The following is a 3,009-nucleotide window of genomic DNA, read 5'->3' on the forward strand; positions in this document are numbered from 1 at the left end:
TCTATATCCTTTTTTATAGATTTTAAAATAGCTACCGTTTCATTAATCCAATTTAAAGTATCCTCTTTTTTCCATCCCTCTATTACCATATCATTTGTTCCAGAGAAGAGAATTATTTTCTTGCCCAAAAATTTTATTAAATCTTTTTTTAATATTAAATCGATATATTCTTTTGTGCTTATACCTGCTATTCCAAGATTATTTACTTCATATCCATTCAGTTTAGATATCTCCCAATAGTCGAATATTGAATGTCCAATCAATGTTATTGGTTTTACTTGTTCAAAATACAATTTTTTTTCTTTTATTCTTTCTTTTATCATATTTAAAAGTAATATTTTTTTCTTTTTCTTAGTTGCAATTGTTATAGCTACTTCAAAATCTAATCTATCATCTATATCTATAGAGTCCTCTTTATTCATAAAATATGCTAAAGTTTTTTCTCCAAAAAAATGTTTTTTTTCCAGATATTTATTTGCTTTTCCTATAAAAATTGCTCCATTAGGATAATACTCTTTGCCATCTTGTCTTCTATAATTAGAATAATCTAAATCATAATTTTTTAGAGTTTTATCGCTTCCTATTCTTTTTATTAAATCAGCTGACTTAGAACTTTCTGTCATAGAAACTAAAAAATCCAAGTTACTATATTCCTTTTCAAACTCTTTTATTGAATCTACTATATGTTTTTCATCTCTAAAAGGAGATGTTGGTTGCAATAACATAAAGTAATCTAAATTTTCAATTTTTATTTTTTTTAATACATCTTCTATTACCATAAAAGATGTTGCTTTATCATTAGATAAATAATCATTTCTTAATATAACTTCAGCTCCATATTTTTCTGAAATCTCTTTATATTCTAAAGAATCTGTGCTTACTATAACTCTTTGAAATTCATTACTTTTTATAGCAGCTTCTATCGTATAAGCTATTAAGGGTTTATCTAATAACATTAATATATTTTTATTTGGTAATCCTTTAGACCCACTTCTCGCAGGAATTATTGCTATTTTTTTTAGATTCATTGTTATACCTCTTGTGCAGTAAATCCAGAATGTTCTATCAATTGATCCTCTTCAAAATCTTTTTCTGCAACTTTGCCTAATATTTCATGCCAAAACATTGGACTTATTCCATTTCCTGGTCTTTTTGTTGTTATATTTTCTATTGTATAGATATCACCTTTTTTAATATTCTTTTTAGCTACAATTGATTTTCTAGCTACAATCTTATTTTTCTTTTCAGAATTAGTTACTATTTTTTCTGAAGATCCTAAAGCTTTTTCAACTGCTCTAATTCCTTTACATAACAGTTCTAATTCATTAGGTGTAATAGATGCTTTATGGTCAGGTCCTTCAAAGTTTTTATCCAATGTAAAATGCTTCTCTATAAATGTTATACCATAAGGAACTGAAGCTATTCCTGCAAAATATCCTTCTGAATGATCAGAAAATCCAATTTTATATTCTGAAAACTCCTTTTGTAAATGTTTAATTGCATTAAGATTCACATCTTCATAAGGTGTAGGATACTCTGTATTACAGTGAAGTATTGTTATCTTATCTTTTGATACTCCATTTTTTTCTAAAACTGATAATGCTAATTTTATTTCTTCTATTGTTGCCATTCCTGTTGAAATAACTATCTCTTTATCTTCTATAGGAAGTTTTGCTATTTTTTCTAAATATGGTAAATTCAATATCTCACCAGATGGAATCTTCCAAACTTTTTGCTTTTGACTAGCTAAAAAATCAATTGAATCAAAATCAAAAGGTGTAGAAAATACATCTAATCCTAGTTCTTTTGCATAATCCTCCAATTTAATAAATTCATCATATGGAAGTTCTAATTTTTTTGTCATTTCTAATTGACTCTCTGTTGCTCCAGTTACTTTTATTTGATATTCTGCTTTTGGTGCATACTTTGATATTAATTGATCTGCTTTAAATGTCTGGAATTTTACTGCATCTACTCCACAACTTTTCGCTACCTCTACCATTTGCTTAGCTAATTTAAAATCACCATTATGATTACATCCTATTTCAGCTACAATATATACTTTATTCATTTATATTCCTCCTAATAAATCTCGTTGGGCTTCCTGCTACAACAACATTGTCATCTATATCTCTTATAACTACTGATCCTGATCCTATAATTGAATTACTTCCTATTTTTATTTGACCATTAACTACTGTACAGCTTCCTATAAATGTAGCTTTACCTACTTTCACATCACCATTTAATACTGAATTAGTTGAAATATTTGTATGAGCTCCTATATGATTACCATGCTCTATTAACGATCTTGTATTTAAAACTACATTATCTTCCAAAATTGCATCAGCATTAACTATAACCATTTTTCCTACAAATACACCTTCTCCTAAAGTTATATTTCTAGATAAAATAGCTGTTTTATCTATTATATTTGCTAATTTGAGATTATACTTTTTTAATTTATAGAAATACTCCTCTCTAATTTTAGGTTCTCCTATTCCTATAAAATATATGTACTCCTCTTTGTTTTCTAACTCTTCTATTGAATTAGCTAAAATCTTATAACCTTGATGCTCACCTTTTTTAAAAGAGTCAATAAAACCTATTAGGTTATATTGACTCCTATCTAAAGCATCTATTATTGATTTAGCAAATCCTCCAGCTCCTAAAACTATTAGATTTTTCATAATTTATCCTTTCATATTTAAGGGATTAAATGATTTTAATTGTATAAAAAATTGTTCTCTATATTCTTTTATAAAATAATCAACTATAAATATTGTGAATACTTGTGTTATTGAAGTAGCAATCGCTGCACCATAAATTCCATATTTTGGAATCAGTGTTAAATTTAAAATAATATTTAAAACTAATCCAAATAGTGTTTTATAAAAACTTTTTTTTGTTATTCTTTTTAATGTCATATGTCCTGTTTGAAGCGCACCATTCGCCTTAAAAAAAACGGAAACTGTTAATATTCCGTAGCATAATATTGCTGGTGTATAT

4 protein-coding genes are annotated in these 3,009 nt (G+C 26.7%); all 4 read right to left on the reverse strand.

From position 1 onward, the window contains the following. Nucleotides 1-1,028, reverse strand: a 1,028-nt coding sequence (locus ACMOUI_RS09875) for a cytidylyltransferase domain-containing protein (protein ID WP_418965532.1), incomplete at its 3' end; no start/stop codon positions are given. A 2-nt stretch (nucleotides 1,029-1,030) separates the two neighbouring features. After that, on the reverse strand, nucleotides 1,031-2,071 hold the full coding sequence (neuB, locus tag ACMOUI_RS09880; RefSeq protein ID WP_418965533.1) for an N-acetylneuraminate synthase: 1,041 nt from the start codon (nucleotides 2,069-2,071) through the stop codon (nucleotides 1,031-1,033). After that, nucleotides 2,064-2,690: an acetyltransferase gene (locus tag ACMOUI_RS09885; protein ID WP_418965534.1), complete on the reverse strand. Its 627-nt coding sequence runs from the start codon at nucleotides 2,688-2,690 to the stop codon at nucleotides 2,064-2,066. Before ACMOUI_RS09885 ends, neuB begins: the two co-directional genes overlap by 8 nt. Nucleotides 2,691-2,693: 3 nt before the next feature. Continuing rightward, nucleotides 2,694-3,009 (reverse strand): polysaccharide biosynthesis C-terminal domain-containing protein (locus ACMOUI_RS09890; RefSeq protein ID WP_418965535.1); only part of this gene is annotated, 316 nt, incomplete at its 5' end.

It is taken from the genome of Cetobacterium sp., from assembly GCF_048470075.1.
GTDB lineage: Bacteria > Fusobacteriota > Fusobacteriia > Fusobacteriales > Fusobacteriaceae > Cetobacterium_A.